This window comes from Roseiconus lacunae (assembly GCF_008312935.1).
GTDB lineage: Bacteria > Planctomycetota > Planctomycetia > Pirellulales > Pirellulaceae > Stieleria > Stieleria lacunae.
The window spans coordinates 268,201-292,325 of record NZ_VSZO01000005.1; the positions used below are offsets into that span (position 1 = coordinate 268,201).

Annotated in this window: 18 protein-coding genes; 8 read left to right on the forward strand and 10 right to left on the reverse strand. The window is 53.7% G+C overall.

The genetic code is table 11. The features are described 5' to 3' along the window. Positions 1-54: 54 nt before the first annotated feature. Positions 55-2,451 carry a heavy metal translocating P-type ATPase gene (locus FYC48_RS09545; RefSeq protein ID WP_149496462.1) on the reverse strand — a complete coding sequence of 799 codons (2,397 nt, stop codon included), beginning with the start codon at positions 2,449-2,451 and terminating at the stop codon, positions 55-57. A 126-nt stretch (positions 2,452-2,577) separates the two neighbouring features. On the opposite strand from FYC48_RS09545, the gene FYC48_RS09550 reads away from it, so the two are divergent. Further along, a complete protein-coding gene (locus FYC48_RS09550; RefSeq protein WP_149496463.1) occupies positions 2,578-2,910 on the forward strand; it encodes a four-helix bundle copper-binding protein in 333 nt (110 codons plus the stop codon). Positions 2,911-3,616: 706 nt separating this feature from the next. On the opposite strand, the gene FYC48_RS09555 is transcribed toward FYC48_RS09550, so the two are convergent. Then, entirely contained in the window at positions 3,617-3,808 is a 192-nt protein-coding gene (locus FYC48_RS09555) for a hypothetical protein (RefSeq protein WP_149496464.1), read from the reverse strand. A gap of 187 nt (positions 3,809-3,995) precedes the next feature. On the opposite strand from FYC48_RS09555, the gene FYC48_RS09560 reads away from it, so the two are divergent. Continuing rightward, positions 3,996-4,931 (forward strand): histone deacetylase family protein, encoded by a 936-nt coding sequence (locus FYC48_RS09560; protein WP_149496465.1) that lies wholly within the window; start codon positions 3,996-3,998, stop codon positions 4,929-4,931. A gap of 195 nt (positions 4,932-5,126) precedes the next feature. On the opposite strand, the gene FYC48_RS09565 is transcribed toward FYC48_RS09560, so the two are convergent. After that, positions 5,127-7,859 (reverse strand): bifunctional acetate--CoA ligase family protein/GNAT family N-acetyltransferase, encoded by a 2,733-nt coding sequence (locus FYC48_RS09565; RefSeq protein ID WP_149496466.1) that lies wholly within the window; start codon positions 7,857-7,859, stop codon positions 5,127-5,129. Positions 7,860-8,660: 801 nt separating this feature from the next. On the opposite strand from FYC48_RS09565, the gene FYC48_RS09570 reads away from it, so the two are divergent. Together FYC48_RS09570 and FYC48_RS09575 are read left to right on the forward strand one after the other, a co-directional pair. Further along, positions 8,661-10,526: a transketolase gene (locus FYC48_RS09570; protein ID WP_149496467.1), complete on the forward strand. Its 1,866-nt coding sequence runs from the start codon at positions 8,661-8,663 to the stop codon at positions 10,524-10,526. Between the two features lie 400 nt (positions 10,527-10,926). Then, on the forward strand, positions 10,927-11,238 hold the full coding sequence (locus tag FYC48_RS09575; protein ID WP_149496468.1) for a Dabb family protein: 312 nt from the start codon (positions 10,927-10,929) through the stop codon (positions 11,236-11,238). A 394-nt stretch (positions 11,239-11,632) separates the two neighbouring features. Here the strand turns inward: FYC48_RS09575 and bioD are convergent, their stop codons facing one another. Then, a complete protein-coding gene (bioD, locus tag FYC48_RS09580) occupies positions 11,633-12,322 on the reverse strand; it encodes a dethiobiotin synthase (protein ID WP_149496469.1) in 690 nt (229 codons plus the stop codon). A gap of 23 nt (positions 12,323-12,345) precedes the next feature. Between bioD and FYC48_RS09585 the strand changes: the two genes are divergently transcribed. The 4 genes from FYC48_RS09585 (at position 12,346) to FYC48_RS09600 (ending at position 16,711) form a co-directional block, all read left to right on the forward strand. Continuing rightward, positions 12,346-13,215: a carbon-nitrogen hydrolase gene (locus FYC48_RS09585; protein ID WP_235034173.1), complete on the forward strand. Its 870-nt coding sequence runs from the start codon at positions 12,346-12,348 to the stop codon at positions 13,213-13,215. An 87-nt stretch (positions 13,216-13,302) separates the two neighbouring features. Next, positions 13,303-14,037: a toprim domain-containing protein gene (locus FYC48_RS09590; protein WP_160149425.1), complete on the forward strand. Its 735-nt coding sequence runs from the start codon at positions 13,303-13,305 to the stop codon at positions 14,035-14,037. A 202-nt stretch (positions 14,038-14,239) separates the two neighbouring features. Further along, positions 14,240-15,325 carry a hypothetical protein gene (locus FYC48_RS09595; RefSeq protein ID WP_149496471.1) on the forward strand — a complete coding sequence of 362 codons (1,086 nt, stop codon included), beginning with the start codon at positions 14,240-14,242 and terminating at the stop codon, positions 15,323-15,325. Positions 15,326-15,331: 6 nt separating this feature from the next. Beyond that, complete coding sequence (locus tag FYC48_RS09600; RefSeq protein ID WP_149496472.1) at positions 15,332-16,711, forward strand: MBOAT family O-acyltransferase; 1,380 nt, start codon at positions 15,332-15,334, stop codon at positions 16,709-16,711. On the opposite strand, the gene FYC48_RS09605 is transcribed toward FYC48_RS09600, so the two are convergent. The 6 genes from FYC48_RS09605 to FYC48_RS09630 form a co-directional block, all read right to left on the reverse strand. After that, positions 16,702-18,546, reverse strand: coding sequence for a hypothetical protein (locus tag FYC48_RS09605; RefSeq protein WP_149496473.1), 1,845 nt, complete (start codon positions 18,544-18,546; stop codon positions 16,702-16,704). The two genes, FYC48_RS09600 and FYC48_RS09605, sit on opposite strands and share 10 nt — an antisense overlap. Positions 18,547-18,566: 20 nt before the next feature. Next, positions 18,567-19,061: a hypothetical protein gene (locus tag FYC48_RS09610; protein ID WP_149496474.1), complete on the reverse strand. Its 495-nt coding sequence runs from the start codon at positions 19,059-19,061 to the stop codon at positions 18,567-18,569. 266 nt (positions 19,062-19,327) lie between these two features. Beyond that, complete coding sequence (locus tag FYC48_RS09615; RefSeq protein WP_149496475.1) at positions 19,328-20,569, reverse strand: outer membrane protein assembly factor BamB family protein; 1,242 nt, start codon at positions 20,567-20,569, stop codon at positions 19,328-19,330. Positions 20,570-20,731: 162 nt separating this feature from the next. Next, a complete protein-coding gene (locus FYC48_RS09620) occupies positions 20,732-21,574 on the reverse strand; it encodes a glycosyltransferase family 2 protein (RefSeq protein ID WP_149496476.1) in 843 nt (280 codons plus the stop codon). 874 nt (positions 21,575-22,448) lie between these two features. Beyond that, positions 22,449-23,183 (reverse strand): class I SAM-dependent methyltransferase, encoded by a 735-nt coding sequence (locus FYC48_RS09625; RefSeq protein ID WP_160149426.1) that lies wholly within the window; start codon positions 23,181-23,183, stop codon positions 22,449-22,451. Then, entirely contained in the window at positions 23,180-24,061 is an 882-nt protein-coding gene (locus tag FYC48_RS09630) for a hypothetical protein (RefSeq protein WP_149496478.1), read from the reverse strand. The genes FYC48_RS09625 and FYC48_RS09630 overlap by 4 nt, the downstream gene beginning before the upstream one ends. Positions 24,062-24,125 lie beyond the last annotated feature (64 nt).

Sequence of the window (24,125 nt, forward strand, 5' to 3'; positions counted from 1 at the left end):
CAAGTTGAGTGTGGGGTAATCATTGGTTCGTTACATCCTTAGGAAGCCTTCCGTTCACGAATGGCTCAAGCTAGCTCCTTTGAGTCTTAACGCATTTCCAATAACGGAAACACTGCTAAAACTCATTGCTGCGGCAGCAATCATTGGACTGAGGAGGACACCGAAGAGTGGATATAGCAATCCGGCAGCGATCGGTATTCCCAGCGCATTGTAGATAAACGCAAAGAACAGGTTTTGCCGGATGTTGCTCATCGTCTTTCGGCTTAGCACCGCCGCAGCAGCGATTCCGCGTAAGTCTCCCCCGACCAGCGTCACGCCTGCGGACTCTATCGCGACTCCGGTACCCGTCCCCATCGCAATCCCGACATCGGCTGCCGCGAGTGCTGGTGCGTCGTTGATTCCATCTCCGGCCATCGCGACCGACTTACCTTGGTCTTTGAGCTTCTTCACGAAATCGTGTTTGTCCTGCGGGGAAACACCCGCGTGGAATTCGTCGACACCGAGTTCCTTTGCGACTGCACGTGCGGTGGGTTCAGCGTCACCGGTTAGCATGATGACTTTCAATCCCAAGTCTTGCAGCGTTCCGAGCGCAGCAGGAGTGCTCTCTTTAATCGGGTCAGAAATGCCGATCGCGCCGGCGAACTGTTGATCGACGGCGACAAACACGACCGTTGCTCCACCAGCCTGCCTCTCGTTCGCAGCGTCGATCAAACCCTGATCCGCTTCGATGGACTGGTCAGTTAAGAGCTTCGCACTTCCGATTAAAACCGCTCGGCTTTCGACCTGAGCGGACACGCCAATCCCAGTCATTGCATCGAATTGATTTGCATGCTGAATATCGATCTTGTCCGCCTTGGCTTTGCGTACGATCGCACTCGCCAAAGGGTGTTCGCTTTGGTTTTCCACCGCCGCAGCGATGGCAAGCAACCCTTCCCTGGACCAATCAGGTGCTGGCTCAATCCAGGTTACCTCCGGCCGACCTTCTGTCAGTGTCCCCGTCTTGTCGACGACAACCGTATCGACTTTCTCCATGACCTCCAAAACTTCCGCGTTCTTGATCAGTACACCATCGCGGGCACCTCGTCCGACGCCAACCATCACTGACATGGGAGTGGCAAGCCCAAGAGCACATGGACAGGCGATGATCAAGACTGCGACGGCTGCAACAAACGCATGAGCCAGGCGAGGTTCCGGTCCCCAGATCGACCACCCAATGAACGCAAAGATAGAACAGACGATGACAGCGGGCACGAAATATCGCGCAACCACGTCGACCAGTTTTTGAATCGGAGCTCGACTTCGCTGCGCATCGGCTACCATCTGGACGATGCGACTAAGTACGGTTTCTCCGCCCACGCTCGTTGCTTCGACTTCGAGTGCACCACTTTGGTTGATGGTGCCACCAGTGACCTCATCGCCTTCGGATTTGTCAACCGGGATCGGTTCACCGGTCAGCATCGATTCGTCGACGGTGGAACTGCCACCGATTACGACCGAATCGACCGGTACTTTTTCACCGGGGCGGATCCGTAGTCGATCTCCATGTTTGACCTCGGCGAGCGCAATATCCTCCTCGTCACCGGATTGCGTGATACGGTGAGCGATCTCCGGAGCAAGCTGCATGAGCTCGCGAATTGCTCCACCTGTTTGCTGCCTAGCTCGAAGTTCTAGGACCTGCCCCAGTAGCACCAATGTGATGATCACCGCAGCGGCTTCGAAATAGAGGGGCGGAACTCCGTTCTCGTAGAAAGCCTCAGGGATCAATCCTGGGGCAACCACGACCACAACGCTGAATAGGAATGCCGCCAAGCTACCAACGGCAATCAGCGAAAACATGTTGAGATTAAAATTTTGAAACGACTTCACACCTCGAACCAACAGTGGCCATCCACACCAAAAGACAACCGGTGTCGCCAGTGCGAATTGTAACCATCCAAAGTACGGCGTCGGGATGAGTTTCGTGACATCTAACCCAACCATTGGTCCCATTGCCAGAATCAGCAACGGAATCGACAAAGCAACGCCGCCCCAGAAACGTCGCTTCATATCGGCGTATTGTTCCTGATCGCCTTCGTCCTCCGCAGAAGCAAACTTCGGTTCCAAGTCCATGCCACAAATTGGACAAGCCCCCGGCCCCACCTGTTCGATCTCCGGATGCATCGGACAGGTGTAAATCGTTCCTGGTTGAGATTCAACGGCAGCATTGGCGGATTTCGATCCACCGTGTTCGTGATTTGAACAGCAACTATGGTTTTTCGCTTGCTCCGGATGAGCAGCATTTTGCTGAGCTCGCTTCGCGATTACACCGGCAGGGTCGGTATCAAATTTCGCCGCGCACCCTTGGCTGCAAAAAAAGTAGTCATCACCTTCATGGTGACGGCTGATACTCTCATTTGTTTCGACGGTCATCCCGCAAACGGGGTCGACCGCAGTTTCATCGACGGAAGTCATAGTTTCTCTTCAAAAAGGCCAATGGAGCCTAGGAATAATTCAGTATACCCCACTACGGTATGCAGTTTGCATGCCTTCCTGCCAGCAATTTCGTCCGAAACACAGATTCCTTAAGGAGATTTTTCTATGGCCAGTTCAACGATCTCGAAGCAAGATTGCCTATCCAACTGTCAAGAATGTCAGACCACTTTGGCATCCATGCTGACCGGTACTTGTCTGGAGAAGGGTGGTTCCCATGTCGAGCAAAATCACGTCAAGCTGATGCTCGACTGCATGGCTGCGTGTGCCGCCTGCATCGACTTCATGAGCCGTAACAGCGATTTTCACCAAAGCTACTGCCAAGCTTGCGCGGAAATCTGCAAGGCGTGCGGTGACAGCTGCGAAGAAGTTGGCGGGATGGATGATTGCGTGAAGTGCTGCCGCAAGTGCGAAGAAAGTTGCACAGCCATGGCGGCGTAGTCCGTGACGTTCAATCGAGTTCGGGTGGGAGCGACATTTGCCAAGTCGCATTCTTGGTCGAAGCGAGATCCTACTTCAACTGATCCCCGTAAGCTTATGCTTCCTGGTTGGCATGCCTACCTTTCCGTCGCAGTTCTCCTGGTTGGCATTTTTCGCATTGGTCAACGATTGTGACCTCGCATCGGGGTATAAGCAGCGGTCACAGACTTCATTCCCCGCATTGATTGGCAAGGGAGAAGCCACTGAAGTAGCGAATTCGCTCTCGGCGAGATTTGTGCTAAGTCCCTTGCTCATACTTTTCTCGCCGTGGCTGTGTGTCTCAGGAAAATGGCTTTTCCCAGCTATGCGTTGTAAAACGGTACTCGCGGTCTGGGTACGTGATCTCATTCTCGCTTTCAGGTTTGGTATGTTGTTTCAGTAAATTCACCAATATCCCAATACGGACTCTTTCGCCCTCGAAAAAATCATCGAAGCACTAAGAGGGAGTCGCATGTGGTTTGACGGCTTTGTGTGCTGGTGATTTTGGTTTGATGGCCTTTGAATTCATCCAAAACTCGTTTGGTGGGGTAGATAGATCGTGTAGCAAGATGTAGCTAATCGACCTGAGATCAACCCAATTTCAAGGAATCTGTCACAATCTCTAAGTCTCCCTAAAAGCAATGAAATGCGCTGTTTTTCAGCTAAATCGACTGCGGTCCGCTGTCAACTAATCCATATCATCGGCAAGGATGAAGACAATGTTGGGACGAGACGTGGTTCCTTTGCCAGAAACGTCCCGGCCGGTCAATGGAATGCAACAGATGGCGATCAGCGAGAGGATCAACCGTGGCTGAAGTGTGAGTCGCTGGGGCCGCCAGGGCGAGCCACCTGTCGATGGCGAACTGAAGAATTGAATCATGCTGAAGAAACGTTTGGAGAATCGGTAGTCAGAGGATGCTGCTAGTTGATACCGTATAGCCAATGATAGCCGATCGAAGCGATCGCGGTTCAACCCGGTACCGGCCAAACTCAGTAGAGGATTTTGATGGCGGCAAGGTTCTAGCGATCGTGCACGATTGTCGAGGGTCTCAGCAGGAACCGACGAGATGACGTTGCTTTACTACGATTCGATTTTCCAGGAACACGAGACCGGTGATCATCCTGAGAGCGGTTGGAGAATTCTTGCCGTCGTTCGCCATCTGCAGTTTTTAGGGCTCGATTCCAGCTGTGAACGGCCAGCCTGGGATCCGGCGACAATCGACGAGCTGTGCTACGTCCACACGCGTGAGTATGTTGAATCGATCCGGCAATTCGCTGCCGAGGGTGGCGGCAACCTTGATGATGACACGGTGGTCAGTGAAAAGTCGTTTGAAGTCGCTCGAAAGGCGGTTGGTGCCGTTGGCGACGCGGTCCGTCGTGTCGTCGCTGGGAGAGCAAGTAACGCGTTCTGTTTGGTCCGGCCTCCAGGGCATCACGCGATGCCCGATCGTGCGATGGGGTTCTGCCTGTTTAACAACGTTGCAATCGCCGCTCGAATCGCAACACACGAGCTGGCTCTTCGACGCGTTTTAATCATCGACATTGACGTTCATCACGGAAACGGGACTCAAGCAATTTTTTGGGAAGATGCCGATGTCGGGTATTTTTCCATCCATCGAGCGTCATTCTACCCCGGCACCGGAGCATCCGATGAAATCGGTGCTGGCAAAGGCCTCGGAACGACGTTCAACTTGCCGATCGAGTTTGGGACATCGCGCGAGAGTTTAGTGCGAACCTTTGAAATCGGAATAAGCCAATTCGCGGAGCACATTCGTCCCCAATTGGTCCTTGTCAGCGCCGGTTTCGACGCACACAAGGCGGACACGAATGGTTCATTGGGACTTGAGAGCGAAGATTACAAGCGCTTGACTCGCTGTTTATTAGAGATCGCTCAACGACACTGCGATGGCAAGCTTGTGAGTGTGTTGGAAGGTGGTTACAACCGATATTCGCTCACCGAATCGGTCGATTATCACCTGCACGAGTTGTTGGATGCAAGTTAAAGAACGGTCTCAGTCGATTGTTCGCGTTAACCCCAGTGGCGCGTTCATGCGAACGTTCGATCAACGTGAAAGACACGAACGCGAACGGTCGCTGGGCGTTTCTTGATCAGCCGCGATGGGGTGGAATGCAGTTAAGTGGTTAACGCCGCCGGGGCACTTAACCGCGAGCTATCGCTCCGTGGCTGATGATAGACGTCAATCGAGGCGATCGACGGTTGTCACTGGTGCAATTGGTTCTTGGGCTATCACATTCCTTCGTGCGATGACCACATCATTGCCAAACATTCGATCGATTTGAAATCCACGATGTTCGAACATCCGGATCATTTTTCGGTTTCCCGGGGCCATTTCGGCGATGATCGACTCGACTCCCCATTCTTCACATAGTTGCAAACAGTAGTCGGTCAACTGTGATCCGATCCCCAAGCTTTGCCATTGATCGGCAACCAAGACAGCGTACTCCGCCTCGCGATGATCAACGTCTGCGACCAAGCGGCCAATTCCAATCAGTTTGCGTTTTCCTTGGTGTTCGGTTTCGGCAACGACTGCGATTTCACGATCGTAGTCAATGAAACAGAATCTTGACGCCATTTCGTGAGTCGTCGCCTTGAACATGTAGCGGAACCTCAAGTGCAAAGATTCGGGCGAGCAATTGCCGACAAAGTCACACCACAATTTTTCGTCTTCAGGTTTGATGGGGCGAAACCGAACCGTCGTTCCATCGTTCAGAACGGCTGTGCGAATGTATTCGTGTGGGTATGGGCGGATTGCGAGATGCGAGTACGGGCGTGTTGAATCGATGGTTGTGTGTTCGTCGAGGACAATTCTCGCATCAAGAGCGACGACGCCGTCGGGGGTTGCCAATAGCGGGTTGACATCCAATTCGGCGATCTTGGGGCAGTCGGCAACCAAATAGGATAGTCGCATTAGGACTTTGATGAGTTGATCCAAATCGACGGCCGGCCGACCGCGGTTCTCTCGCAATAGCGGCCACGATTGAAGTGATTCTAGCATCCGTCGGGCAAGGTTTTCGCTTAACGGAGGCAGTTCGAGTGCGCGATCATGGAATAACTCGGCATTCGTTCCGCCGGCACCGACCAGGAGCACGGTCCCGAAAACCGGATCGCGTTTCGCACCCACGATTAGTTCACGTCCGTTGGGTTCGACCACCATCGGTTGCACCGTGACACCGTCGATTCTAGCGCCCGGTCGACAACGTTTGGCACGACTAAGAATTCGATTGAAGGCTGCTATGACATCTTCGGACGTTGCCAGATTTAGTTCTACTCCGCCGACGTCTGACTTATGAGTGATGTCGGGTGAGAAGATCTTGAGGGCGACCGGATAGCCGACATGCACGGCGTGGCCAACGGCATCCTCAGATGACGTCGCAATCAGCGTTGGCGTAACTGGGATTTCGTAAGCCTCCAAGAGTGCCTTCGAAGCCACTTCGCTGAGAACGTTTCCGCCTTCGTTTAGGATCGAAGTGGATACGTCGCGTAATCGATCACGATCAAGTGAAAACTCGATCGGAATTTCTCGCGGGGTCTCATAAAGCATTTCCCGGTTTCGAGCAAATGTAACGAGGTGCATGAAGGCTCGCACACATTTTTCGGGAGTCGAGTAGGTGGCAACGCCAGCTTGGTTGAGAAGCTCGATTCCCGCTCGAACTTTTCTACCTCCCATCCACGCCGCTAAAACTGGTTTGCCCGATTTTTGAGTGGCTTTGATCACCGCTCTGGCGGCGCCGGTCGGGTCCGTCATCGCTTGAGGAGAAAGCACGACCAGAACGCCATCGACTCCCGGATCGGTCAGTACCGTTTTAACGGCGGCCTCGAACCGAGAAGGCGGGGCATCGCCCAAAACGTCGACCGGGTTGCCGTGGGACCATGCGGCAGGCAACTGGTTGTTGAGCGTTTCGAAGGTATGGTGAGATAAGTCCGCGAGTACACCGTGCCGTTCAAGCAGTGCATCGGTAGCCATCACTCCGGGGCCACCGGCATTGGTGATGATTGCTAGTCGTGGGCCGGACGGAGGCGTTTGTCGGGCGAGCAACTCCGCACAATTGAACAAGTCGTCCACTTCGAACACTCGAACAATTCCGGCGCGTGCCATCGCCGCCTCGTAAACACTGTCGACGCCCGCCATCGCGCCGGTGTGCGATGCCGCTGCTTGGGCGGATTCGGCGAATCGGCCCGCTTTGTACGCGATGATGGGTTTAGTACGCGTAAAAGCTCGGGCCGCGGACATGAACCGGCGAGCTTCGTCGATTGATTCGACATACAAAATGATCGACTCGGTACGATTGTCCAAAGCAAAGTAGTCGATCAGGTCAGCGATCCCCACATCGAGCATGTTGCCGATCGAGACAAAGTGCGAGAAGCCAACATTCTCTTGCATTGCCCAGTCAAGAACGGCGGTGCAAAGCGCGCCTGACTGTGAAATGAACGCAACGTGACCCTCCAACGGTAAATCGCTGGCGAAGCTTGCATTGAGCGATAAATGCGGCGTCATGAAGCCTAGACAATTCGGCCCGATGATACGCATGCCCCGAAACTTCTTTGCGATGGATAAAACCTTTTGTTCCAACGCCCCGCCTTCTTTGGAAACTTCACGAAATCCGGCAGAGAGGATCACAAGGCCAAGGATGCCAGCTTCGCCGCATTGACGGACGATGTGAGGTACCGTTTTCGCCGGCGTGCAGATGATTGCCAAGTCGGCTACGATCGGCAGTTGTTCGACCGATGAAAAACACGGTAGTCCCTGAAGCTCTTGATGATTTGGATTGACAGGAAATACCGTTCCGCGATAACCGCCTTCGACTAGGTTTTGGAGCACCGTTTGGCCAACACTCAGCGGACGATCGCTGGCGCCAATGACGGCGACACTCTTTGCGGCAAAGATTTTTTCAAGGTTCCGAACCGGCATCTTTTTCACACTCGAGTCGAAAGGAACTGGGATTCACCGTCTCAGTCAGCATTGCATTCTGAACGTATTTTCAAATCGCCACTAGCGTCGGTCACTCGGTGCATGACCATTAGGACCCTATCGGCGATGAAAATTCTAGGTCATCGGATTGTCCGAGGTCAGTACTCCACTCCCGCGGTCTGTATTCCCGCGGTCTGTACTCCCGAACGTAAGTCACGTAGGACGATCTTGATTGACGAGTGATCCATCAACATCTGAAAATGGGCAACATCTGAAATCGGGTTCGGCTCATCAGCCGACGGGCGTTAACCCGGTTTTTGCAGCGAAACCGTGGATAACGCCACGCGGCTAATCCTAAAATCAAAGGTTGACGGAGCGCTAGCTTTGACTCCAAATCGACGGTTGTTGGGAACAACTGCGCGCGATCACGTTTAGTGCGACGGGACAATCTGGACATCAATAGTTATCGGCTATCGCGCTACGAAACGGAACTTGCAACCATTGGGAAATCGTCGGTCGACTGAATTCCTACATGTCAATGAACGAAATGAGTGCCGACTCTGCAAATTGGCATCAAACGAAACGTGCACATTGTCACGCCCTTTGTCATTTCCACTGAACTGCATCTCCGTTGATCCTTCGGCGGTGGCGCGATGTTTGCACGCAATTTCCCTCGAAATTCTTTGACGCGATTGGCGTCGAGAGAAGCTCCGCAGCCCTTGTGCTGTTGGATTAACCACCGGTCGATTGAGTTTGGTACGACCAAGGTGGAAGGGATGCAAACATAAAGGAGAGAGTAGAATGTCCATATTAAGTGACCATCGATCCGACCACCTCGACGCGATTTCTCGGCAGGTTCGGCGTTGGATTTTGCAGAGTACCGCGGCGGCTGATTCAGGGCATCCAACTTCATCTCTCTCCGCGGTCGAGCTGATGGTGAACTTGATGTTTGGCGGCGTTTACCGATTCGCACCGAACCAGCCCGAATGTCCGGCCAATGATCATCTGATTTTTTCGAAGGGGCATGCTTCGCCGTTGTATTACTCGTTGTGGGCAGCGGCAGGTCTCGTTAAACCAGAGCAGCTGTCGAGCTATAGGCAATTCGGAAGCCAGCTAGAAGGGCACCCAACGTCACGCTTTGAATTGACCGAAGCGGCGACAGGATCGCTCGGGCAAGGGCTTTCGATCGGAGTTGGCATGGCGATCTCCGCCAAATATCTTGAGCACTCCCCGAGTCGAACCTTTGTCTTGATCGGCGACAGTGAAATGGCGGAAGGGGCTCAATGGGAAGCGCTTCAGTTGGCATCGCACTACAAGCTAGACAATCTTATTGGCATTCTAGACGTGAATCGACTCGGTCAGCGGGGAGAGACGATGTACGGCCATGATTTAGAGGCTTATCGGGAGCGAATCGAGCCCTTCGGTTGGCGATGTATTTTGATCGAAGACGGTCACGATAGCCAGCAGATTAGCGATGCCTATGCCGAGCTAGGACGCGACGACGGGCGGCCGGTGATGCTGATCGCACGAACGATCAAGGGCAAAGGCGTTCCTTCGATCGAAGATGAGGGAGGGTACCATGGCAAGCCTGTCGATGATGACGCTTTTGCGAGGACGATGGCACGGCTGAGCGGAGGTGGCGAATCGATTCTTGGAGAGTTCGAAAAGCCTTTAGCCTATCAGTCCGACGCGAAAGAAAGCCGGCGACCAGAGCCGATGGACTACCACGTCGGTGCGGAAGTCGCGACACGAGACGCATATGGCAACGCACTCAAACGATTGGCCGTTCGGTATCCCGAGTTGATTGCTCTCGATGGCGAAGTGTGCAACTCCACTCGGGCCAAAACATTTCGTGACGCATTTCCAGACCGTTTCTTCGAAATGTTCATCGCCGAACAAAATATGGTGGGGGCCGCCACCGGACTAGCCCTTCGGGGGAAGACGGTGTTCGTTTCGACGTTCGCCGCGTTTCTTTCACGAGCTTTCGATCAGATTCGAATGGCACCTTACTCGGGTGCGCCGGTAAAGTTTGTCGGTTCTCACTGTGGCGTTTCAATCGGGCAGGATGGTCCTTCACAGATGGGACTCGAAGACATTGCAATGTTTCGCACCATTCAAAACGGAATCGTTCTCTACCCCAGTGACGCGGTGGCGACAGAGTGCTTAGTCGACCTCATGGCAGCTCATAATGGCATCGCCTATCTGCGGACAACACGCGGGAAGACACCGGTGATCTACGACCGATCGGATCATTTCGAGATTGGTGGTTGCAAGGTTCTCCGAAAGTCCACTGGCGACAAGGTGACATTGATCGGAGCCGGGATCACAGTTCATGAATGCTTGAACGCCCACGGTGTGCTTCAGAAATCGGGGATCGCATGTCGCGTGATCGACCTGTACTCGATCAAGCCATTGGACCATGCCACCGTCCGAAAGGCGGCCGACGAGACCGAACATCTTTTCACCGTCGAAGACCACTTTCCTGAAGGCGGTTTGGGGGAAGCGATTCTTACCAGTCTTTCGGATCATCCGACGCCTGTCAGTTGCCTTGCCGTCCGTCGTCGCCCCATCAGCGGGAAACCTGAAGAGTTGCTCAATGCCGAAGGGCTTTCGGCGGAAAAAATCGTCGATGCCGTCATCAGCGCCGTGCAACGCAACGATCGGTAAGTGCTCATCCGGTACGATCGGAGATAAAAGTGGAGTTAGCAACCAAGCGATTGGTTCTGAAATCGTCGCTTGAGCTACGATCGCGCCGAACTTTCGAGCGACGCACCGAATCCTGGTGTTGCACGGGAGAGCACTGAGCATGGCTGCTCGCTCGTTCTTTCTGCAGAAGCGCGTCCGGGATGGGTGGGATCGTGTTGGCGTTCGGTGGAATTGCGAGCGGAAGCGAATACACGTTGGCGGGATGACACGAATCTTTTGACGGGATAACGCACTTCGCGAGGGAGAACGCATAGGGTAGAAGTTACGAACTTGTCGAGCGGGTCTCGTCGTGAGAGTCAAAATGTTTAGGATTGGTGTCTGCCACCCAAAACCCTTTTTTACTCCAACGAGGCTTCCCCCCATGGCGCGATTGGCACACCATGTCTTTTTCACACTAAAGGACAAGAGCGACGCCGCTATCACCAGCTTGGTCAACGACTGCAAAGAGTACCTCGACAATCACGATGGAGTGGTTGATTTTGCCGTCGGACGTCGTGACGAAGAACTCGATCGCGAGGTGAACGCGAAATTCGATGTTTCACTGCATGTTATTTTTCAAGATCGGGCGACTCACGACGTCTATCAAACCGCCCCGCGTCACTTGACATTCATTGAGCGACAAAAAGAAAACTGGGCTCAGGTTCAAGTCTGCGATAGCCTGCTTGAAGACTAGCCATCGTTCTTGAAGACTCTTGCTTCGTTCCAATTCGATTTGGCGATTAGCCGCATGGCATAGGCCACGGTTCCGGTCCATCAACCGGGAACAAGCAGTTGAACACGAATGACTCGGCTTAAGTCATTTCACTCTTACGCACGCGGTAGGATATTGCCGAGATACTTAGCCCCAAAGACTCGTGTTCACCTGCTTTACGCCCGTCGGCTGATGGCTCTAACCCGTCGTTTCAAATGAAACGATGCACTAGCAGGACGTCGATTCTAAAATCGAGGGGACGTCCAGTGACAACGTTTTCGGTCTTCGTAAACTTTCCAGTGATGCGACGCCGTAAACACGCGTCGATTTGAAAAAAGTGTTGGAGATTGCCTATCCTCCCAGTGCTTAGAGCGACTTAGAAGTCTAATGACTCTGCGGTTGCCTGCCAGTCGACCTCAATCAGATGCAGCTCCGGAAGCCACTTCCGGAGTTGAATCGCGTTAGTGGCGACCGACGGATCTGGATTCTCGTCCGTCGTATTTAGAAACAGCCGATCGACCGAAACTCCGCATGCGATGGCAGCCCGATAGGTGGCGATGGTGTCGTGCAAAACGCCGAGTCGGTTTGGTGCGACCAAGACAAGCTGACAGTCAAGCGATCCATTGGCGAGAAACTGTCGATAGAGATCGATGTTGAGTAACTCATCAGCAATCGGGCTAAAAAGACCACCGGCCCCTTCGACGATCAAGTGGTCGCATCTCGGTTGCCAACGCAACGCTCCTTCGTACAGTAAACGTGGATCGACCTGCGAGCCCTCGGTGCGAGCGGCGGCGTCAGGCGCCGTCGGCGAGAGGAATCTCTGTGGACAAACCAGCAGCGGATCGATCGATGACTCGGTGCAACCGCCATCGAGTGCGCGTGTGAGCAAGTCGGCGTCGATAGACACGCGATCCACAAAATTGTTTGACTGACCAATACACCCGCTGGCGACCGGTTTGTAAACTCCGATTCGATGGCCGCGACCGGCGAGCGATTTGCCAAACGTTGCCGCCACATAGGTTTTGCCGACATCCGTGCCGGTTCCCGATACAAAAGTCAGCTTCATTTCAACGCATTAGGTTTCCGCAAGTGACATCACAGAACGTCAAAGTTGGGTTGGTTCAGAGTGTGTACGCAGGCTCGCCGGCGGCAATGTTGGACCATACCGAGGGGATGATCGAAAGAGCGGTTGCCGAGGGCGCAAAGATTGTTTGCCTTCAGGAAGTCTTTGCAATGCCCTACCCCTGTCAAAGTGAAGATCACCGCAATTTCGACTTTGCCGAGCCGTTGGATGGGCCGACTGTTCAACGCATGCAACTGCTTGCCAAACGATGGGAATGTGTGATCGTTGTTCCGATGTTCGAACGCCGGGCCCCCGGGGTGTACCACAATTCGGTGGTCGTCGTCGAATGCGACGGCACGATCGCCGGTGTGTACCGAAAGATGCACATTCCAGACGACCCTTTGTTTTACGAAAAATTCTATTTCACCCCCGGCGACATAGGCTTCAAACCAATTCAAACGCGGTATGGAAAGCTGGGGGTCGGGATTTGCTGGGACCAGTGGTTCCCCGAAGCGGCTCGGTTGTTCGCGCTCGCCGGAGCGGAGATTTTGATCTACCCAACCGCGATTGGGTGGATCTTGGAGGAAAAAGATGAATTCGGTGCCGGCCAACGCGATGCCTGGCAGACCGCAATGCGAGCTCATGCGATCGCGAATGGCGTGTGGTTGGTCGCCCCCAATCGAGTGGGCATCGAAGGCGAAATCGAATTTTGGGGGTCTTCCTTTATCGCTTCACCTCGAGGGGAAATGGTGGCTCAAGGCGGCGATCAAGAAAGCGAAGTACTTTGTGTCGAATGCAATCTTGGCGAAATCGACGTCGTGCGTACCCATTGGCCGTTTTTGCGTGACCGACGAATCGATGCCTACGATGGCTTGCTGAAGCGGTGGATCGACTGAGCCTACGAAGACTAACCATCCGGCAACGATCGCGTTCAACGGCTTGCGTTGACCAAAGGTGTCCAACAAGATGCGATGACTGACGCCATGACATGGATAAGCCAAGCAACAAAACTGATCGATTGTGCCGGCGGAATCGAATTTCGGTCAAACGCGGTATCGTCGCGCTCCTCGAACAAGGCGGCATGTACGGGGGACCGAACCGGCGGCGACAACTTGTACCGCGAATTGTTTATCGTCGAGGGCGATTCGGCTTCGCAGGCCGTCGCAAATGCACGGGATGTACGATATCAAGCGGTGTTGCCGATGCAAGGCAAGCCGATGAATGCCGTGAAAGCGAGTCCAAAGGCAGTTCGACGAAATCAGTGGTTTGCCGCTTTTGTCGAGGCGTTGGGAACGACGTGGGATCCGGCGTTGCGGGAAACGTTTCGGTACAGCCGGCTGTTGCTGCTGTTTGACCCTGATGCGGACGGGATTCATTGCGGCGCCCTGATGTTGATGTTCTTAGAACGATACTTTCCAGAATTGCTAACCAGTCGTCGCGTCAGTTTGATCAAGGCACCGCTGTTCCGGATCGAGGGTGACGACCCGCGTGACTGCCTGTTTGCTTATAGCGAAGATCAACTCCAACAATTGCGGTCGGCATTGGAGGAAAAATCGATTCCCCACCGCTACCAACGCTATCGCGGGTTAGCGAGTTTGCCTTCAGATGTTTTGACCGAGCATTGTCTTGACCCCAACGGACGCACCGCATATCTGATGGGGATCGATGATGCGGCGATGGCACGAAAGGTCTTCTGCCAATCGAAGAAGTCACACTAGCGTTCTGTTCCATTTGGAATTTCGCGTGTGAGTCTTCAGCCGAAGCACTCTGCCCCGGTTATTGCTCGGAAACCGTGGCCGATGCTATTCGGCGAATGCTAAACTTGGCCTGGGGCACAACCCCAGGCCGTCGATCTTCGTCGTGTTTGTGCTATTCTGGGCCGGTTAAAACCGTGTCATCTTGAATTCGTCCGCCCAGCTCATGCAACGCGCCACAACTATATCCACAGCGAAGGCCAGAGGTTTTCGCGGTGACCTGGTACGTTGGTGTGCCGGTTTGTTGATGGGGACGGTGCTGGTTGGAATCACGTCGCCACTGATGGTACGTAGTTATGTGCCACGAAGATTTGATGCCGAGCGCAATGCATTGGTGTTCGAAAGCGGGCACCGCTATCGTTGGCGAAGTGAGGGGTACGCGACGACCTCTATTGGTCCACACGGGATGGCAGGGCGTTTGTCATTGGTCAGGCCGTCGGCGGAACGACGCGTCATTGCACTTTGGGGCGACTCGCAAGCGGAAGGAATGTGCGTCGACGATTCCGACAAAATTCACTCGGCGATCGAAGATGCTTCTCTTAAAAAGATCGCAGTTCTGCCGTTCGCTCGTAGCGGAGACGACTGCAATGATTGGATTCGCCAAATCGAATCAATCGACTCAGGGCAATCAGCGATCACGGTAGACGCCCACTTAATCCTGGTTGTTGAGTGGAGCGACTGGATGATACCGATTGAAGATCCAAGGGAGTCGGTAAATCCGCTTGTCAATCAGGCCTCCGGTCATCTTCCCGCATTCCTGATCCAGGCCGCACGGAACGTGATCACCGATGGCATTTCGAACGAGAGGCGTTCGTTGCGATTTCGTCCCGGACCAATCTCATCCGACCGTCATCTGTCGGCACCGAGACAAACGGATGGAGTTGGCATGATCGAAAGGCAGTTTGCGCGACTACGTTTGGCAACGGAAAAACGCTGCGTGTTGGTCAATGCTCCAATGATGCCGGCAATCGTGGGAGGAGAGGTCCTATGGGCAGACGAACAAGAACGACTACACGAACTAGTTTTTCAACTCGCGATAAGAAATGGGATCGAGGTAATCGATCTGCGCGAGGATTTTCGTGAGTTGGTAAGAGACGGGCAATGGCCGCGTGGGTTTCATAATGGGCGTTTTGGCGACGGTCACTACAACGCACTTGGGAACGCTTGGATCGCAAATCGTGTCGTCGCGTGGTGGGATCAAAAAGGTAACCAAGCAAAGACGAAATCGACAAATCTAGTTTCGGGGCAGTGACGCGAAATGCTATTCACCATCCCCGAATTCTTCTTGTTTTTCTTGGTCGTCTTTGCGCTAGTTTGGAACGCCTCGTCGGTTACGCTCCGAAATGGAATTCTTCTGGTCGCAAGCTACTATTTCTATGCGTACTGGGATATACGATTCTGTTCGTTATTGATGCTTTCGACGGCGATCGATTTCGTTGTCGCCGACCGAATTTCCATAGCTTCCACATTGGTACGGCGACGTCTTTGGCTTGGGATCAGTTTGTGCGCGAATTTGGGATCGTTGGCATTCTTCAAGTATTGCAATTTCTTTATCGATTCTTTTGCCGTGTTATTGGAACCGACCGGCTTTCACGTCCAAACCCTCGACATCATTTTGCCCGTTGGAATTTCGTTTTATACGTTTCAAACGTTGAGCTATACCATCGATGTTTATCGTGGTCGATTGGATCCCTGTTCGTCCCTGTTAACCTTTGCGTTGTACGTATCGTTTTTTCCACAATTGGTGGCGGGTCCCATTGTACGGGCATCAGAATTGCTGCCTCAGCTGGCATGTACACCCAAGTGGTCAAGTCGTCGCTGTTATCATGGATTTCAAACAGCACTACGCGGTCTGGTGAAGAAAGTACTGATCGCCGATCGGTTGGGAGAATTTGTTGATGTGGTTTTCGCCGGTCCAGACCTTTATCATGGCGCGACGGTGTGGCTGGCAGTGATCGCCTATGCCGGGCAGATCTACTATGACTTTTCGGGGTATTCCGATATCGCGATCGGACTGGCAAAGATGCTCGGTTACCGATTTCCTCGCAATTTTCGCCACCCTTACTTGGCGGTTAGCGTTGCGGACTTCTGGCACCGTTGGCACATGACGTTATCTCGATGGCTTCGTGACTACGTATATATAACCTTCGGTGGCAATCGACGCGGGAGCAGCCGAACGTTTGTGAACCTGATGGCAACGATGACGCTTGGAGGGTTGTGGCACGGCGCAGCTTGGACGTTTGTGTTCTGGGGGATATGGCATGGTGCCGCATTGTGTTGCCAGCGGGCATTTCGCCAAACGTCGCTGCGAGTTCCGAAAATGTTCGGTTGGTTGCTGACCACTGCAGTCATTCTGTTTGGATGGATTCTTTTTCGCTGCGACTCGCTCGCGCACGTCCAGGTTGTATTGCGGCAGCTCGCATTTAAAGATGACGGGATCGCTTGGTACCCACCACTTGCGGTCCTGGCGATCCTTTGCATGGTCATCGACCACGCTGTCTGGTCGAGCCGGCTGCGTCTTTCGATGCGGTCGCCGGCTTCAAAGTTTTACTCGCCCGTGCTTACCGCGATCATGATTTGGTGTCTCGTACTCTATGCACCGCGCGGATTTACGCCCTTTGTCTACTTTCAGTTTTGAACTGGGCTTTGAATGGAGCCTTGAGATGAGACGGAAGGCAGTTCGGCAAAGTACAGGTCGTGTTGGATCCAATGGGGCGTGACGTCGACTTCCCAGATCACCTGTTTAGCAAATGTGATCGATGGATCGTGTTGCAGTCCGCGGTCAAGTTGGATCGCTAAGCCTGCGTCTGGATGATCGGTACCAAACCGAGTGGCGATCGGTGCGAGGGTTAATCCGGAAACTGATCCACCGAATTCGGCATACTCCAGACGTTCGATCGATGTGATTGCGTTGGCGGCTTGGTAGCTGAGTGGAGGAAACTGGTGGGCAATCAATAGCGTTCGGTAGACTTGCTGCTCAGCGATCTGGAATCGTGGGGGGGCGGCGATGCGGCAAACATAGCGGGCGTCAGATTGTGTACAAACCGCAGGCGGTTGTTCAGAGTATCGATGAAGGTGGCTGTCTCGAATCGCTTCACCGAGCAACGTTTGCGATTCTGCGACGACCCAATTGCACGGGCGAGAAAGTGTTTTGGGGGTCAGAATGTAGTTTCCGCCGTGACGCTGCCTATAAATTGGAAGGATCTCAATGTCATGAGCCGTAGCTTTCCGATCAAGCAATTGACTGGTCGGCGATATTGCCCGTTGCGCATGTGTTCGTTGTTCTTCGGCGAATCGATGCATCCATTTCATCGGTTGCTCGGTCGCGGCGCGATAGGTCGTCGCTTTAACGGAAAGTTTCGGAAAACGATCGAGGAACTCCTCCAGCGATGCCGCCATTTCGCTTTCCAAATCAACGTGGCAGCGTCGATCGATTATCGAAAGTTCCTTTAGTATCTGAGCATAGACCGCCGGTGCGTTTTCCGAGTCAGGGGGCAGTCCCTGGGCCGATCGACGGATCACCTCGTTGAGCGTACTTATTACCAGGTTCCGGAGTTCGGATAAGTCGTCGTCTCCAATCCGACGCAAACCATTCGATCCCCCCGTTGCAAACGCCAGAGTGATCACTTCGCTTCGCGTGATCGCCCGAACGGCGTTGGTCCAAAGTCGACCGATCGATGTGATCGCTTCGGCAGATCGAGCACCCGATTCGTCGAATCGTGATAGGACGTCATGTAGGTCTACCTGGAACTGCTGACGCTGCGGGGCGCCCCAAGGGAGGTCAGCTTGAGCGCGGTCGCGGTATTCGTTCCTTCGCCGCTGGTTCAAGGAGCGCAGAATTCGATTGTGAAGCGGGGCGATTGCGTTCTCAAAGTCTTTTGATTGTGAGTGCGTCAAATAGAAAACGCTCGCAAGCTGTTTGAGATGAAACTCGCGAATCAATTGTTCGGCGGCTTCGAGTTGATCACTTTTGAGCAGTTCGTTTGCCTTTTCTACGGTCGAGCGTAGGGGGACAACCTTTGATTTTAGCAACGCAAGATGTTTGGGTTGATACTTTGAAAGGGCGCCGGCGAAACCGCCCAACGCGTTGCGTAGCAGAACGAATTTTTGTTCAAGATCGTAGCCCGCGGGCTCCCCCATTGCTTGGAGGTGCTGGGCGTACCAAATTCCTTGATACGATCGCACATAGGTCTTCGAAAGCTCGGCGTGGGGTATCGTGTTTCCGGTTTTTGCTGCGGCATAGCTGTTGGCCGCAAGTTGCTCCCACTTGGTGAATGCGTCGTACATCAATCGAATTTGCTTTTCAGCGCCTTCGATCACGCCGAGAGCCGGTAAGGGGGCATTTGGGTCATTGATCGATGGATTGGCGATCGCTGAGTTGAAGTTGCCGACAAGCGAACACGCAACGATCGCAACCCATTGCGTTGAAATTCCAAGTCTTCGTTGCGTCCGGTGGCTGAGAAAACAAAACATTTTGATGAATGCTCCGAGCGTCAATGCGCGATCACGGCACGAAATTGTCCGCCATTGCAATTGACGGACGTTCCGTCGGATGAGAGCAGCGTGCAGGAAGAGATGATTCCCGTGATTGTTCCGACGGAGAAATCGATGCTATCGAAGGTGACATCAACGGTGGACCCGATCGGTGTTCTTAGCAGTGGCCGATTCAATGGCGGAGCAATGAATAGATCACACGCGATCGTTTGGTTTTCGTGAAGTGGAATCGTTTCGATCGATGTTGAACCGACAAGGAACAAGCTAGGGGAACTAAGCTGATCTGATTCCGTGTCGTAGGTCGCGATCTGCAGCGACTGGGGGCGTCCGTCGCCGATCACAAACAAGCGGATTGTTGCCTGATCAAATTCGAGTGGTGAAGCAAGTTGGACGCTAAAGTGACCCGTCGGACCGGGTTGCGGTTCGGGATCGTTGACAAGTGAATCCGTCGCTTGTTTGCTTTCACGGATCAGGTCACCGCCTTTTTCACTCACGGTATCAGCGAGATCAGAGAGTTGCTTTTTGGAGCAACCGATCGAACAAAATGCGATCGCGAAGACGATCCAGCAATGTCGGATTGATCGCGGAGCGATAGAACCGCTTCGGTGCATCATTGTTGAAGTTACTCGTGCTTCGTCAACCTTTGAAATTAGCATTAGCCGGATGGCGTGAGCCACGGTTTCGGTGCGATCACCGGGGCTAACGTCCGTCGGCCGATGGGCCGAGACCCAATCTTTCGTCTAGACCGAGCACTAGCGGCTTAGAAGCAACGAAGTTCGGTGCCAACGCGAATGATCAACTTGCCATTTGCGTACGCCGGTGTCGCACCGACGGGCCCACCGAGGTCCAACGCCGTGACCTTCTGAAATTTGGGCGACGCCTTGAACACCGTTGCTTCGCCATCGAGGCTGATGATCAAAACATCGTTGCCTAGCAAGATTGGTGACGCACCGAAATTACCTCCAATCCGTTTGGTCCATTTGGATTCGCCGGTTTGTGCGTCAATGCAGGAAGCAATCCCTTTGTCATCGACGATGAACATCAAATCGTCCTTGACGACTGCGGTAGGAACATAGGGCGCGTACTTTTCAACCCGGTAGGCTTCACTCGGTTGTTCACCAGCTTGGTTCGGCATTTTGACGGCGACCATGTGGTTGCCACCACCACCGCTGCCGCTACTTCCGATCGCTAAGTTGCCGACAATTATGGGGGAACTGACACAGCGCATCTTGAAAACCGGTAGACGCCATAACATCTCGCCGGTCTGAAGTGAAAGGGAATAGATGCCGTCACCTGTGTTCGCGCCAATGACTTGGTTATTTACGACGGCAGGAACACCATAGCAAACCCGGGTCGAAGTAACGGGAGTTTCCCAAATGGTAGCGCCCGTTTTGCGATCAAGTGCAATGACTTTGCTGGTGCCCGGTGTGCCACGGCGGACTTGGTCGTGTTGTTGGGAAAAGTTAAGTAGGACTTTTTCGCCGACGACTGTGGGGGAAGTACCGAAGCCATGTTGGCTTTGTGCGGGACCGAAATCTCGTGTCCATTGTTCGTTGCCGTCATGGTCGAGGCATCGGAGCCAAGTGTGCTCACGATCGCTGTTAGCGAAATAGACGAACTCTGCATCTGTCGCGGGAGTGCTCGACGCAAGTGTATTGCGACTGTGGAGGTGGTTGTCGGATTGAGGGAAATCTTTCGACCATCGTGATTGTCCACTGGCGAGGTCGATCGCATGAAGTCGGATCGTCGGTTGTCCCTTGACCATCGCTAAGACGTATACCTGACCGTTCTGGATCGCGATCGAACCGACGTCGCGTGTTTGCAGGTCGAACGTCCAACTTGGTTGCTGTGAACCGAAGGATTTTGGGATCGATGCGTCCGCAACAACTCCGGCATGAGAGAGGCCATGGAAACCGGGCCAATCATTGGCGGACGTTGCCGATGGAAAGACACAAGTGATGGCTAGCAGCGTGACGACGGCAACGCGATTCACAGTGGGCATGGGCGATCGATCGGTGGGCTGGCGAGATGGGAATGGGGGAGAGTCTGACGATGACGGAAAAGAGAGTCCGCGGCGACGCAGGACCGCAACCCAGTTTAAACGATCGATTCCGTCCTGTGCGGGGGATTGTCGCCAGGAATCTGGGAACAAATCAATGGTCGGCTATCTGCGAAGCAATCCGTACTTGAGAATGCACCAGAGTGCGCTCACACCATCGCGCCAACCGATCTTTTTGCCTTCGTCGTACCAGCGATGACGATAACGGATCGGTCGTTCGGTGAAACGCAGATTTTGGCGAGCCAATCGCGCCGTCAACTCGATTTCGATTCCGAAACGGTTCTCACAAAGCTGATCCTGAATCGCATGCAGGTGCTCCCGAGGAACCATTTTGTAGCAGGTTTCGACATCGCTCAGCCGAATGCCGATCGCGATGCTTGCGAGGTAGGTGATCAAGCCATTGACTGCTTGGTGCCACCAGGGCGAAAGTTGGCGGTCGTAGTGTCCGTACCGGGTCCCGTAGGCCACGTCTGCTTCGCCTGCAATGAGCGGTTGCAACAGGTATCGGAAATCGGACGGATCGTATTCTTGATCGGCGTCTTGAATGACAACGATGTCACCGGTCGCTTTTGCGATCCCGGTGCGGATCGCGGCGCCCTTACCGCGGTTTTGTTCGTGGCTGAACACCATCAACGCGTTATCTTGCGAAAGTTCAGCGAGCGCCACCGGGGTGCTGTCTTGACTCCCGTCGTCAACGATGATGATCTGCATCGGAATACCTGTCGCGCGCAAGCGATCGATGACCGATGCGACGGTGTTTCCTTCGTTGTAGACCGGCACGATCACTGAAAGCAGGAAACCTTTCGGCAATGGAAAGATCGCCAACTTGCGACATGCATCGATGCCAAGTGTGGCTCGCATCTTTTCGGCATACGTGGTGGTCCAAAAGTACGATGCCGGAGGATCGCGTTGATCGTCTTGGTGACTCTTCAAATCACGATCGGACATGAACGACGCTGCGAGCGAATAGGGTGCGTTTGGAATTTGTCGAGGAGATTCGTGCGCTCCGATTTCGAGTGCGCTTTCGAACGCGACTGTGCCGCAGTGTAGCAAGATCTTCGGGGGCTGAGTGTCGGCGACGCGTGGTAGCCGGAAAAAAGACGCAAGTCAAAACGGGATTTTTGTTCGGTTCGATTGGTCGTTCGCACTTCCATTGTGATGAGCGATTTTAGTCGTGGTGTCTATGTTGCAAGGAGAGGTGCGACAGCGATTTGATGGGAGGCATTGAGGTGGGCGAACGGTGGATACAAACGTGAAAAAATTTTGAGTTCATTTCACATCGGAAATTGCCGAAGCTTTCGCCATTGTCGCTTTGCCATCTCGCATAGTCGTCAAACTTTGTTGTTGACATTCGGGGGCAACGTTGGCAAATTTCTCCTCGCTCGGGTTGTGGAAAAGATGTTTCACTTCTCGGCCAAGTACTGCTCTTCACTCGTGCACGGGAGACGTTTTGTCGTGATTCGACAAACGCTTTTGCGAACAACGGATTCGCTTTGTTCTTCCAGATCACAACGATCTCGTTGCAAGTCTTTTCGCAGCGAGTTCACCTGCCCCATCGCATTGCTTGAACTAGCCCCGGATGGCTGAACAAGATCGTTCAGCGAAAGAACCATTGGGGAAGCGTAGGAGGCGTTTTCCTCGAGCGAGCGCAAGGATCTGCGTTCGTAACGTAGGAAGTCGGCCTGAACGGATTGCCGGCAAGTCAAACCCCGATTTGCGACTAGGACAGTAACTTCCGTTTTGTCACTTAATTCGGTTGGACTAGGTCAATGCCATGGACGTGCTGCGCCCTCAACTTCGTGACAAAACCTGGGATCGACCTTCACGGACGAAGGCCGGTCTCATTTTTTACCATCCGGTAGATGCGGCAGACGCACATTGAATCGATCGCGCATCGTGTCCCTGTGTCAGAAGCACATCGTGTATCCGCGTCAGCAACTGTGTCCAGGTCATGACTCGCGAACAGTGACTCAAAATCTGGAAGGGCACGGTTCTTCAGGCCAGTGGAGTGTCGAAAGAATCGGTGCATGAGCCAAGATAGGCATCGCCCACGTAAGCGTCGCCAACCTGATTCGGGGATGCGGAAATCCACAAAATACAACAGGCCGTCGGGCCTGAGTGCGCTTAGCCACTGTGGGAACGCCCGGGCGAGTTCCGATTCGGAAAAACAGTCGAGAAAGAAGCTACAGACAAGCAGGTCGAACTGCCCAGGTGGCGGATGGTAGTCGAGAGCGTTTGCTTGAATCAATGTTTGTCGGCCGGTCACGGTGTGGTCGGGGAATCGCTTTTGTTGCAGGTCTAGCATACGACGGCTTTGATCAACGCTTGTGATCAAGCAGTTCGGAAAACGGGTCGCAAATACATTGAGTAGTCGGCCGTCGCCATCGCCAAAGAACAACGCTGACTCAATCGTTGGCAGGGCTTCGATCAACGCGACACGTGCTTCTTGCAAGCGGTTAGCGAAAAGGATTGACTCGAGCGTGCGATACATCGGGGCCAAGCGATCATAGCCGGCGTGCGATTGATTTCCGATCGTCGGTTGTCGCGCTCGTTTCATGACACCGTGATCCATAGCAGTGGAGCCACGATCAGCGAGGCATCTGCAAGTGAGGCTTTGAGGGCCGCGTGAGAGCGAACGCCCCCAGCGTGTTGCACAAAACGTCCACACGTCGGATCAGGACGCAGGACTTTGCGGGCATAGGCAAATAGGCAGGCATCACTGAGCAAAATAGAAAACGCGATCGCGGTCGGGGCGTGCCCGGTCACCAGAGCGCCTGTTGTGGTGATCGCATGAGCGACTATCCAGAAAGTTTGCGATGCGGTCCGGAGGGGAATTCGTCTGGCGAGTGAATCGCTGCCTTGGACGCTATCGATTTTGATCTCAAGCGTCGAAACAAGGAGGCAATTGATCGTGAACAGTCCGGCGGCCAAAAAGGTGCAAATAGCCAATGATCCCTGTGGAGGACTTTCCGTCGAGGTCCAGCAAGTCAGGGTAACGCCAAACGCAAACAAGATTCCGGCACGGAATTCTTTCGGGATCAACGTGCGGGCTCGATTGAGCCACTGGGCGCTGACCAAGTAGCAGATTGCGAAAGCGATCATCAAGATTCCTCCGCGCAGTTGACGTTCGGTCGCGGCGGTCGCGGCGACCCAAGCAACCGTCGTGACGGCAACGCACCATAGCAAGGTCATTCTTCTGCGGTGTTGTCGGTGGAATCGATGTCGTTCGGTTGCCGTCGCGTCGTCGGTGACCGCCAAGCCATCAAGGATCCGATCGGCCGTGTAGATAATCCAGATCGCACCGCCAATCGAAATATATTCGTACCCGTGTGGCCATCGATTCAAAAACTGAATTGAGAAAATCGACATCCATACCAAACCCACCGTGACTGCATCGAGTGACAGCAGGTTGGGGACGGCCGTAAGTCGATTCATTGTGTACGAGGTCGGTTTCGAGAGAGGACGTGTGAACAGGGCGGCATTAATCTTGGCGTTTCAC

Excerpts from the sequence above, each read along its gene's own strand:
- FYC48_RS09575 (WP_149496468.1), top strand. The coding sequence starts at position 10,927 with ATGGCGCGATTGGCACACCATGTCTTTTTCACACTAAAGGACAAGAGC.
- FYC48_RS09570 (WP_149496467.1), top strand. The coding sequence starts at position 8,661 with ATGTCCATATTAAGTGACCATCGATCCGACCACCTCGACGCGATTTCT.
- FYC48_RS09595 (WP_149496471.1), top strand. The coding sequence starts at position 14,240 with ATGCAACGCGCCACAACTATATCCACAGCGAAGGCCAGAGGTTTTCGC.
- FYC48_RS09555 (WP_149496464.1), bottom strand. The coding sequence starts at position 3,808 with ATGATTCAATTCTTCAGTTCGCCATCGACAGGTGGCTCGCCCTGGCGG.
- FYC48_RS09560 (WP_149496465.1), top strand. The coding sequence starts at position 3,996 with ATGACGTTGCTTTACTACGATTCGATTTTCCAGGAACACGAGACCGGT.
- FYC48_RS09605 (WP_149496473.1), bottom strand. The coding sequence starts at position 18,546 with ATGTTTTGTTTTCTCAGCCACCGGACGCAACGAAGACTTGGAATTTCA.
- FYC48_RS09550 (WP_149496463.1), top strand. The coding sequence starts at position 2,578 with ATGGCCAGTTCAACGATCTCGAAGCAAGATTGCCTATCCAACTGTCAA.
- FYC48_RS09545 (WP_149496462.1), bottom strand. The coding sequence starts at position 2,451 with ATGACTTCCGTCGATGAAACTGCGGTCGACCCCGTTTGCGGGATGACC.
- FYC48_RS09615 (WP_149496475.1), bottom strand. The coding sequence starts at position 20,569 with ATGCCCACTGTGAATCGCGTTGCCGTCGTCACGCTGCTAGCCATCACT.
- FYC48_RS09630 (WP_149496478.1), bottom strand. The coding sequence starts at position 24,061 with ATGAATCGACTTACGGCCGTCCCCAACCTGCTGTCACTCGATGCAGTC.
- FYC48_RS09590 (WP_160149425.1), top strand. The coding sequence starts at position 13,303 with ATGACATGGATAAGCCAAGCAACAAAACTGATCGATTGTGCCGGCGGA.
- FYC48_RS09620 (WP_149496476.1), bottom strand. The coding sequence starts at position 21,574 with ATGTCCGATCGTGATTTGAAGAGTCACCAAGACGATCAACGCGATCCT.
- FYC48_RS09600 (WP_149496472.1), top strand. The coding sequence starts at position 15,332 with ATGCTATTCACCATCCCCGAATTCTTCTTGTTTTTCTTGGTCGTCTTT.
- FYC48_RS09625 (WP_160149426.1), bottom strand. The coding sequence starts at position 23,183 with ATGAAACGAGCGCGACAACCGACGATCGGAAATCAATCGCACGCCGGC.
- bioD (WP_149496469.1), bottom strand. The coding sequence starts at position 12,322 with ATGAAGCTGACTTTTGTATCGGGAACCGGCACGGATGTCGGCAAAACC.
- FYC48_RS09565 (WP_149496466.1), bottom strand. The coding sequence starts at position 7,859 with ATGCCGGTTCGGAACCTTGAAAAAATCTTTGCCGCAAAGAGTGTCGCC.